This window comes from Streptomyces morookaense (genome assembly GCF_013030945.1).
Lineage (GTDB): Bacteria > Actinomycetota > Actinomycetes > Streptomycetales > Streptomycetaceae > Streptomyces > Streptomyces morookaensis.
The window spans coordinates 41,707-51,651 of the sequence record NZ_JABBXF010000019.1 but is presented as its reverse complement, the minus strand read 5'-3'; the positions used below and the strand labels follow the sequence as shown (position 1 = coordinate 51,651).

8 protein-coding genes are annotated in these 9,945 nt (G+C 67.5%); 1 reads left to right on the top strand and 7 read right to left on the bottom strand.

Annotated features, from left to right (window positions below):
* Positions 1 to 937, top strand: a 937-nt coding sequence (locus tag HG542_RS10795) for an acyltransferase family protein (RefSeq protein ID WP_171080045.1), incomplete at its 5' end; no start/stop codon positions are given.
* A 128-nt stretch (positions 938 to 1,065) separates the two neighbouring features.
* Here the strand turns inward: HG542_RS10795 and HG542_RS10790 are convergent.
* The 7 genes from HG542_RS10790 to HG542_RS10760 form a co-directional block, all read right to left on the bottom strand.
* On the bottom strand, positions 1,066 to 2,196 hold the full coding sequence (locus HG542_RS10790) for an ABC transporter ATP-binding protein (RefSeq protein WP_171080044.1): 1,131 nt from the start codon (positions 2,194 to 2,196) through the stop codon (positions 1,066 to 1,068).
* Positions 2,189 to 3,247 (bottom strand): ABC transporter ATP-binding protein, encoded by a 1,059-nt coding sequence (locus HG542_RS10785; protein ID WP_171080042.1) that lies wholly within the window; start codon positions 3,245 to 3,247, stop codon positions 2,189 to 2,191. Before HG542_RS10785 ends, HG542_RS10790 begins: the two co-directional genes overlap by 8 nt.
* 11 nt (positions 3,248 to 3,258) lie before the next feature.
* On the bottom strand, positions 3,259 to 4,212 hold the full coding sequence (locus HG542_RS10780) for an ABC transporter permease (RefSeq protein WP_171080040.1): 954 nt from the start codon (positions 4,210 to 4,212) through the stop codon (positions 3,259 to 3,261).
* Positions 4,205 to 5,131 (bottom strand): ABC transporter permease, encoded by a 927-nt coding sequence (locus HG542_RS10775; RefSeq protein ID WP_171080038.1) that lies wholly within the window; start codon positions 5,129 to 5,131, stop codon positions 4,205 to 4,207. The genes HG542_RS10780 and HG542_RS10775 overlap by 8 nt, the downstream gene beginning before the upstream one ends.
* A gap of 127 nt (positions 5,132 to 5,258) precedes the next feature.
* On the bottom strand, positions 5,259 to 6,890 hold the full coding sequence (locus tag HG542_RS10770) for a peptide ABC transporter substrate-binding protein (protein WP_171080037.1): 1,632 nt from the start codon (positions 6,888 to 6,890) through the stop codon (positions 5,259 to 5,261).
* 380 nt (positions 6,891 to 7,270) lie between these two features.
* Positions 7,271 to 8,272 carry an NADP-dependent oxidoreductase gene (locus tag HG542_RS10765; protein WP_171080035.1) on the bottom strand — a complete coding sequence of 334 codons (1,002 nt, stop codon included), beginning with the start codon at positions 8,270 to 8,272 and terminating at the stop codon, positions 7,271 to 7,273.
* A gap of 7 nt (positions 8,273 to 8,279) precedes the next feature.
* On the bottom strand, positions 8,280 to 9,905 hold the full coding sequence (locus HG542_RS10760) for a peptide ABC transporter substrate-binding protein (protein WP_171080034.1): 1,626 nt from the start codon (positions 9,903 to 9,905) through the stop codon (positions 8,280 to 8,282).
* Positions 9,906 to 9,945 lie beyond the last annotated feature (40 nt).

Genomic DNA, 9,945 nt, shown 5'->3' with positions numbered 1-9,945 from the left:
CCACACGTTCTCCCAGTACAGCTGGACCGGCGTCGAGGTCTTCTTCCTCATCAGCGGCTTCGTCATCTGCATGAGCAGCTGGGGCCGCTCGGTCGGCGACTTCTTCGTCTCCCGCATCTCCCGGCTGTACCCGGCCTATTGGGTCGCGGTGGCGGTGACGTTCACCGTGATCACCCTCTGGCCCGTCGTCCCGCTGTTCCACCGCACGGACAGCTGGACGCACGCCGCGATCAACTTGACCATGCTGCAAGGGGGCATGGGGATCCCGGACGTCGACGGCGTGTACTGGACCCTCTTCTGCGAGCTGAAGTTCTATCTCCTCTTCGCCCTCGCGGTCGTGGCCCGGGGTGTGGGCTACCGCAACTGCGTGATCTTCTGCTGCCTTTGGACGGTCGCCGGCATCGTCGACTACACGGCGCCGAGCCAGCTCCTCGACATGTGGGCCATGCCGCTCTTCTCGCCGTACTTCGTGGCGGGCATCGCGTTCTATCTGATGTACCGGTACAAGCCGAACGCCGTGCTCACGGGCATCGTGCTGGTCTCGTTCCTGCTCGCCGAGAACCAGATCGTCAAGCGCGTCGGCTTCAACCTGACCGAGCCGCACCGCCCCATCCCGGCCTGGCCGGCCCAGGTGATCGTGGCACTGGCCTTCGCCTTCATGGCACTGCTGGCGCTGGGCGCCTTCGACCGCATCCAGTGGCGCTGGCTGACCACGGCGGGCGTCCTCACCTACCCGCTGTACCTGCTGCACGAGAACATCGGCTGGACCATCATCGCTGCGCTCCGCCGTACGGCTCCGCCGCTGGTGCTGGTGGCGGGGACGACGGTGGCCATGATGCTGGCCGCGTACGTCCTCCACCGGCTGGTGGAACGCCCGTTGGGCCCGAGGCTGAGCCGCTGGCTCAAGAGCGCCACGGCGGAGATCAGGAGCCTCTGAAACTGCGGGCTCGTCGTGGCTGGTCGCGCAGTTCCCCGCGCCCCTTACGGGGCGCAGAACCGCAAAATCCCCGCGCCCCGTGAGGGGCGCGGGGAACTGCGCGAGCAACCGGGAACGAGCCGCACCCGTCAGGCTGCGTGCACCACGTCCTTCTCCTCGGCGAAGTGGCAGGCCGACTCATGCGCCGCCAACGTGCTGCGGCCGGCGAACACCTCCGGCACCGCCAGCACCGGCACCTCCTCCGCGCACTTGTCCTGCGCCTTCCAGCACCGCGTGCGGAACCGGCAGCCCGACGGCGGGTTCGCCGGCGACGGCACGTCACCGGTGAGGATGATCCGCTCGCGACCCTCGCGCGCCTCCGGGTCCGGGACCGGGACGGCCGACAGCAGCGCCTGCGTGTACGGGTGCGTCGGGTGGTCGTAGATCTCCGCGTCCGTGCCGATCTCGGCCAGCTTGCCGAGGTACATCACGCCCACGCGGTCCGAGATGTGCCGGACGATCGACAGGTCGTGCGCGATGAAGACGTAGGACAGGTTGAACTCGTCCTGCAGCTTCTCCATCAGGTTGATGACCTGGGCCTGGACGGACACGTCCAGGGCCGACACCGGCTCGTCGCAGATGATGATCTCGGGGTTGAGCGCCAGGCCGCGCGCGATGCCGATGCGCTGCCGCTGGCCGCCCGAGAACTGGTGCGGATAGCGGTTGATGTACTCCGGGTTGAGGCCCACGACGTCCAGCAGCTCCTGGACCCGCCGCCGGCGGTCGCCCTTCGGGGCCACCTCGGGGTGGATGTCGAAGGGCTCGCCGATGATGTCGCCCACCGTCATACGGGGGTTGAGCGAGGTGTACGGGTCCTGGAAGACCATCTGGATGTTGCGGCGCACGGCCTTCAGGGCGCGCCCGGACAGCTTGGTGATGTCCTGGCCCTTGTAGAAGACCTCGCCGGAGGTGGCCGTCTCCAGGGTCATCAGCAGCTTGGCGACGGTGGACTTGCCGCAGCCGGACTCGCCGACGATGCCGAGCGTCTCGCCCTGGTAGAGGTCGAAGGAGACCCCGTCGACGGCCTTGACCGCGCCGACCTGCTTCTTGAACAGGACGCCCTGCGTCAGCGGGAAGTGCTTGACGAGGTTGCGGACCTGGAGGATCGGCTCGCCGCGCTCCACCGGGGCGTCGAGCACGGCCTCCACCTCGGCGGTCGTGCTGGCGTCACTGGCCACGACGTCGGAGAGGGCCTCGTCCTTCATGCCGGTCTCAGCCATGGATCGTCTCCTTCCAGAAGTGGCACGCGCTTCCGCGTCCGGCCATGGCCGCGCCGTCCTGCTCGGTCACCTGGTGCAGCGCGGGGGTCTCCGAGCGGCAGATGTCCTGGGCCTTGGGGCAGCGCGGGTTGAAGGCGCAACCGGTGGGAATGCGCAGCAGGTTGGGCGGCAGGCCCTTGATCGCGTAGAGCTCCTGGCCCTTCTGGTCCAGGCGCGGGATCGAGTCCAGCAGACCCCGGGTGTAGGGGTGCGCGGGGCGCTTGTACAGCTCGTGCACGGGCGCCGTCTCCACGATCCGGCCCGCGTACATCACCGCGATCTTGTCGGCGACGTCCGCGACGACGCCGAGGTCGTGGGTGATGAGGATGAGCCCCATGTTGAACTCGCGCTGCAGCTCGGCGAGCAGGTCCATGACCTGGGCCTGGACGGTGACGTCCAGGGCGGTCGTCGGCTCGTCCGCGATGATCAGGTCCGGCTCCAGGGCCAGCGCCATCGCGATCATGATGCGCTGCCGCATACCGCCCGAGAACTGGTGCGGGTAGTCGTCCACCCGCTCCTTCGCGGCCGGGATACGGACCCGGTCCATCAGCTCGATGGCCTTGGCCTTGGCGTCCTTCTTGGACATGCCCTGGTGGACGCGGAACATCTCGCCCAGCTGGTAGCCCACGCTGAGCACGGGGTTGAGGGCGGACAGCGCGTCCTGGAAGATCATCGCGATCTTGGCGCCGCGGATCTTCCGGCGCTCCTCGGGGGACATCTTGAGCATGTCCTGGCCGCGGAAGAGGATCTCCCCCTTGGGGATCGCCCCCGGCGGCATGTCGAGGATGCCCATGACGGCCTGGGCCGTCACGGACTTGCCGGAGCCGGACTCGCCGAGCACGGCGAGCGTCTCGCCCGCGTTCACGGAGTAGTTGACCCCGTTGACGGCCTTGGCGATGCCGTCACGGGTGTGGAACTCCACGTGCAGATCGCGGACTTCGAGGAGCGGGGCGTCCTTCTTCCCCGACTGCTCGGGGGTGTTCGCCGTCTTCTCTGTGGGGGTGGTGGTCACGTGCGTCTCCCTCAGCGCAGCTTGGGGTCGAGGGCGTCGCGCACCGCGTCGCCGAGCATGATGAACGCCAGCACGGTCACGCTCAGGAAGCCTGCCGGGAAGAGCAGGACGTGCAGCGCGTTGCGGATCTGCTCCGAGCCGTCGGAGATGTCGCCGCCCCACGAGATGCCGTTCTGGATGCCGATGCCGAGGTAGGACAGGGTCGCCTCGAGCGAGATGTACATGCCGAGGGAGATGGTCGCCACGACGATGACCGGCGCGAGGGAGTTGGGCAGGACGTGCTTCATCAGGATCCGGCCGCTGCCCGCGCCGAGGGCCCGGGCGGCCTGGACGTAGTCCGCCTGCTTGACGGTGATCACCGCACCGCGCATGACGCGGGTGATCTGGGTCCAGCCCAGGACGCCGATGGCCGCCGAGACGGTCCAGGCCGTACGGCCGGTGAACGCCTGCAGGATGACCAGGGAGCCGAGCAGGATCGGCACGCCGGAGAAGATGTCGGTGAGCCGGGAGAGGACCGCGTCCACCCAGCCGCCGAAGTAGCCGGCGATCATGCCGATGAGCATGCCGAGCACGGTGACGATCGCGGTGGTGACGACGCCGACGATGATCGAGGCGCGGGCGCCGTAGATGACACGCGCGTAGATGCTGCGGCCCTGGGCGTCGTAGCCGAACCAGTCCGCGTCGCCGATGTGGCTGAAGTTGGGCTTCTGGAGGAAGTGCGTCAGGTCGCCCGGCTTCGGGTCCGCGTCGGTGAACCAGCCGGGGAAGGCCGAAATGGCCAGCAGCAGCAGGATGATGACCGCGGAGACGATGAAGACGGGCCGGCGGCGCAGGTCCCGCCAGGCGTTGGACCAGAGGCTGTTGGAGGTTTCCTTCTTCGGCTTCTCCGGGGTGACGTCCCCGGTGCCGGCGGGGGAAACGGTCGCGGTTGCCCGGGCAGTTGCGGTGTCGTTCAGCTCAGGCATAGCGGATCCTCGGGTCCAGAACGGCGTAGAGGAGGTCGACCAGGAGGCTCGCGACCAGGTACACGACGACCAGGAAGGTCACGGTCCCGACCACCAGCGGGCCGTCGGCCCCGGTGATGGCCTTGTAGAGCGTGTTGCCGACGCCCTTGACGTTGAAGATGCCCTCGGTGACGATCGCGCCGCCCATCAGGGCGCCGAGGTCGGTCCCGAGGAACGTCACCACCGGGATGAGGGAGTTGCGCATCAGGTGCACGCCGACGACGCGGCGGCGCGGCAGGCCCTTGGCGATCGCGGTGCGGATGTAGTCGGAGCGGATGTTCTCGACCACGCTGGTGCGGGTGAGCCGGGAGACGTACGCGAGCGAGACCGAGCCGAGCACGATGCCGGGGAGGATCAGCTGCGTGATGTCGTTGGAGTCCGTGACCGTGGGATTGACGATGCCCCACTTCGTCCCGATGTAGACCTGCGCGAGATAGCCGATCACAAAGATCGGGATCGAGATGACCAGCAGGGTCAGGACGAGGACGATCTGGTCCACGATCTTGCCCCGCTTGAGGCCCGTCAGCATGCCGAGGGCGATGCCGAAGACGGCCTCCAGCACGAAGGCCACGAGCGCGAGCTGAATGGTGACGGGGATCGCGTCCCCGAGGATGTCGGACACCTCGCGCTGGCTGAAGCTCGTGCCGAGGTCGCCCTTGAACAGGTTGCTGAGGTACATCCAGTACTGCTCGATGAGGGACTTGTCGAGTCCGTACTGGTGCTTGAGCCGGGCCACGGTGGCCGGGTCGGCGGCCTTGTCGCCGAAGAGCGCCTTCACGGGGTCGCCCGGGAGGGCGTACACCGCAAGGAAGATGATCAAAGTGGTGCCGATGAACACCGGGATCATCTGGAGCAGGCGTCGCAGGATATAACGCCCCATCGTGCCTCCAATGCGGTCGGCACGACGGCGGCCGGAGGGTCCTCCCGGAACCCGCCGGCCGCCCGCCGTGCGACCGGTTCAACCGTCCCCGGCGGTGGGCGCCGGGGACGGAACGCCGGTGTGTGAGCTACTTCTTGAGAACCTGGACGTCGGTCCAGACCGGGTCGCCGATCCAGTCGTAGGTCACGTCCTTGACGTGCGTGGAGTAGCCGCCGTTCTCCTCGTAGTTCCACAGCGGGATCTGCGGCATGTCCTTGAAGAGGACCTCTTCGGCCTTCTGGTACAGCTTCGCCGACTCCTCGGGCGACTTGGCCTTGTCGGCCTCGTTCGCGAGGTCGTCGAACTCCTTGCTGCTGTAACCGGAGTCGTTGGAGGCGGCACCCGTGCGGTACACGTCGGCGAGGAAGCTCGCGATGTGCGGGTAGTCGGCCTGCCAGCCGGTGCGGAACATGTCGCCGGCGCCCAGCTTCTTGCTGGTGATCAGGTCACGCGACGTCTTGAAGTCCGGCTTCGGGTTGCCCTCGCAGGCGACGCCGACCGTCTTGGTGATGGAGTTGCAGACCGCGTCCACCCACGGCTTGTGGTTGCCGTCGCTGTTGTAGAGGATCGTGATCTTGTTGCCCGGGACGCCGCCGCCGTCCTTGATGAACTGCTTGGCCTTGTCCGGGTTGTACTGCAGGAGGTCGTTCTTGGCATTCGGGTCGTAGCCGAGGATGCCCGGGGTGAGGAAGCTGTTGGCGGGCTTGCGGGAGCCCTGCAGCACCGTCTTGGTGATGGTGTCGCGGTCGATGGCCATGGACAGGCCCTGGCGGACCTTGGCCTTGTCGACGCCGTCCCAGTCCTTGTTGTACATGGCGAAGCCGATCATCTGGATCGTCGCCATCGGCTGGTCCACGGCGCGGTCGCCGAGGTCCTGCTTGTACTTGGTGAGGCTGGACGGCGGGACCATGTCCAGCACGTCGAGGTTGTTGGACTGCAGGTCGGCGTAGGCCGCCTCGCCCTTCAGGTAGAACTTGAAGTCGACGCCGCCGTTCTTCGGCTTGTCGTCGCCCTTGTAACCGTCCCACGAGCGCAGGGAGATCTGGGAGTTGTGGTCCCACTTCTCCACCTGGTAGGGGCCGTTGCCGATCGGCTTCTGGCCGAACGCCTTGGGGTCCTTGAAGAACGCCTTCGGCAGCGGGGAGAGGGCCGGGTAGCCCGTCTTGTACTGCCAGTAGGAGACCGGCTGCTTGAGCTCGACGGTGAAGGTCTTGTCGTCCTTGACCACGAGGCCCGACATCTTGTCGGCCGTCGGGTCGCCCTTCTCCGGGTGGACGTCGTCGTAGCCCTTGATGTCGGCGAACCAGGAGCTGTTCAGCTGCGCGTTCTTGGTGTTGGCGCCCCAGTTCCAGGCGTCGACGAAGGACGAGGCCGTCACCGGCTCGCCGTTCTGGAACGTCCAGCCCGGCTTCAGCGTGACGGTGAAGTGCTGGGAGTCCGTGGTCTCGATCTTGTCGGCCACGGCCATCTTCAGCGACCCGTCCTTGGGCGCGAACTGCGTCAGGCCCCGGAAGATGCTCTTGAGGATGCGACCGCCGCCGACCTCGTTGCCGTTGGCCGGCTGCAGCGGGTTCTGCGGCTCCGTCGACTGATAGGTGAAGATGCCCTTGGCATCCGGGTCACCGGACGCCCCGTCGCTCTTGTTTCCGCCGCAGGCAGTCGCAGCCATCGCCACGACTATTGCGCACGCCGCCCACTTGGCGCTCTTGGCACCGCGCATGGGTTCGCCTCCTCATGAGTCCACTATCACTACGAGTGAGGCGCCGGTCCCCCTGCTGACACCCCTGACAGCGGAGCGGGAACCGGCACCTCGAGTGTGCTCGTGAGTCGGCGCTCCCCACAGCGCGTGACCCATTGACCCGAGCTCAGTGAACCCAACTATTAAGTAACTGCGGCCTGTAAACCACACTTAAAGGGTTTCGCTTTGGTCACATCGACCCCTGACGAAAGTTGAGAAACCGGACAAAGACCGCACAGACAGACAGCTACGAAACGGACTGTTAACACGGCATCCGGACGCGGGATGACGATTTCCGGACGCGCGGCAGGGGCCCCGGCATGCTGCCGGGGCCCCTGCCGTCTGCCGGATGACCGGCGGAATCACGCGTCGGCGAGACGAACGATCATCTTGCCGGTGTTCTCCCCCCGGAGCATTCCGAGGAAGGCTTCGACGACTCGGCCGAAACCGTCCGCCACGGTCTCGTCCGGTACCAGGGCGCCCGACCGGATGTGCGGGACGAGACGCTCCTCCATCTCCTCCTGAAGATGCGGGTAGTTGCGGACCAGGAAGCCCTCGAGCCGGATGCTCTTGCCCACCACGTCGTAGAGGTTGCGCGGTGCGGCAGGGGGCCGCCCGGGGTCGTTGTACGTGGACACCGCTCCGCACCACACGATGCGGCCGTGGGACCGTACCGCGTCGATCGCCGCCTCGAGGTGTTCGCCGCCGACGTTCTCCAGGCAGACGTCCACCCCGTCCGGGGCCGCCTTCGCGAGCAGTTCGGTGACCGGGCCGTCGTGGTAGTCGAAGGCCGCGTCGAACCCCAGGTCCTCCACGAGGTGACGGACCTTGGCCGCCGACCCCGCACTGCCGATCAGCCGCCCGGCGCCGAGGATGCGGGCCAGCTGCCCGGCGGCCGTCCCCACCCCGCCCGCCGCGGCGGAGATGTACAGGGAGTCGCCCGGCTCGAGACGGGCGATGCGGGTGAGTGCCACGTAGGCGCTCAGACCCGTGCCGCCGAGGATGCTGAGGTAGGCGCTGGGCGGCACGCCGTCGTGCCGGGGCAGCACCCTGGCCTCCTCCCCCGTCACCAGGGCGTGCGTGCGCCAGCCCTGCCGGTGGAAGACCAGGTCGCCCACCGCCAGGCGCGGGTCCTCGGAGGCGATGACGCGGCCTATGGACCGGCCCTCCAGGGGGCTGTCGAGCGCCCACACCCCGTTCATGCACTCGCGCATGTAGGGGTCGACGGACAAGTAGAGGTTCTCGACGAGGGCCGTGCCCGCGGTGGGGGCCGGCAACTCGCCTGTGACGAACGCGAAGTGCTCGGCGGCCGGCATGCCCTCGGGCTCGGCGACCTGGTGCACGGCGGAGAACCGGACGGTCATGACGACCTCACTTCCTGGTGATTCCGGCCAGGACGGGCTCGCCGCCGACCGGGTTGACAACGACGTTCGTGTACGCGGCGGAGTGGAGCGTGGAGCCCTTGACGTACCAGACGGGCATGGCGGGCATGTCCTCCGCCACCAGGTCCTCGGCCCGCTGGTAGTACGCGATGGCCTGGTCGGGCGTGGGCGCGCTGTTGCCCTCGGCCACGAGCTCGTCGAAGCGGGGGTCGGTCCAGCCGGTCACCGCGGTAGAGCCGTTCTTGCCGTACAGCGGCGTGAGGAAGTTCTCCATGCTCGGGTAGTCGGAGTTCCAGCCGCTGCGGAACATACCGGTCATGCCGTTGGTGTGGATCTTGTCCACGTACTGCGAGTACGGCAGGTCGGCCTTGACCACGTAGTCGATGCCCAGGTTGCGCTTGAGCTGTTCGCCGAGGGCGGCCATCCACACCTGGTGATCGGCGCCGGAGTTGGTCCACAGCTCCAGAGTGCCGCCGTGCCAGCCGCCCGCCTCGGCCAGCAGCTGCCGGGCCTTCTCCGGGTCGTAGACACAGTACTGGCACGAGGGCCGGGCGCCGGGGAAGACCGGGGAGACGAAGCCCCTGGCGGGCTCGTGCGCACCGTGATAGATGGTGTCGACCAGCGCCTTGCGGTCGACCGCCATGGAGATCGCCTGGCGGATCCGCTTGTCCTTGAAGCGGGCATCGTAGGTGGGGAAGGCGATCCGCTGCAGGGACGCCATCGGCACCTCGATGAGCTGGTGCGGGTACTTCTGCCGGGCCTCCTGCAGCTTGTCGCCGGGCAGGAGCTTGCGGATGACGTCCAACTCGCCCTTCTCGTAGGCGGCGTAGCCGTCCGAGACGTTGGACATCAGCTTGAACGTGATGCGCGGGGACTTGCCCTTGTCCCCCTTGTACCGGTCGAAGCGGACCGTCCGGATGACCTTGTTGTGCTCCCACTTCTCGATCCGGTAGGGCCCGTTGCCGATCGGCTTCTCGTCGCAGGCCTCGATGTGGGCCAGGCATGCCTTGGCCATCGGGTGGAAACCGATGTAGCCCAGCATGGTCCTGAAGCCGCTGTAGGGCTCGGACAGGGTGACCTTGAAAGTGCGGCCGTCGACCTTGCGCAGGCCCGAGAGGGCCTTGGCCCGGGGCGGAGCAGGCGGTTGGCCGGCGCCGGCTGCGGGGCCCTCCTGCAGGTCCGCGAAGCCCTGGATGCTGTGGAAGAAGTCGTTGTTGGCCTGGTGGTTGGGCCCGTACGCGGTGTAGTTCCACGCCCTGATGTAGGCGTCGGCGTTCACCGGCTCACCGTTGTGGAAGGTCAGCCCACGTTTGAGACGGATGGTCCATACCCGCTGGTCGGCGGACGGGGTGATGGACTCGGCCTGCACGTTGACCGGCTGCAGCGTCCTGGGGTCGTAGCGGACCAGTCCGGCGTAGAGCACGGAATCGACGATGAGGCTCTCGCTCTGGTCCACGTTGCCCGGGACGAGGTGGCCCGGTTCCTCTGCGAAGACGCGCAGTCCCTCGCTGCGGTCGGTGGCACCGGCGGTACCGCCGCCGGACACGCCGGTGAAGGCGAGGACGGTGGCCGCGGCACCGGCGGCCAGTCGGGCGGGCTTGGGTCTGGTGAGCATCAGTCTTCCCTGGACGAATGAGGTGAGGTGAGGTGAACGG